1 protein-coding gene is annotated in these 245 nt (G+C 53.9%); it reads left to right on the forward strand.

The features are described 5' to 3' along the window. Window positions 1–245: hypothetical protein (locus Q4563_RS21830; protein ID WP_303606028.1), on the forward strand; the 245-nt coding region annotated here is incomplete at both ends.

Here is a 245-nt window from a genome sequence, read left to right on the forward strand (position 1 = left end):
CTATTGCTTTTCGCCCGGTTTGTACGCTAGCGCTGCTGGCTTCCAGTCAACTGGCCTTTGCAGCAGACAGCAGTAAGGACGACCACACCAACTTTCGGGTTGGTCTGGCAGCCACTACGCTGGATATTGATCCTGGGGCGGATTACTTCACGGATGCTGGCGATACAGGCATGTCGCTGTTTGCTGAATACCCCCAGTCGGATCACACCGCCACACGTTTTTTAGTCTACCGCATACATCAGGAT

The organism is Gilvimarinus sp. 1_MG-2023, from assembly GCF_030548285.1.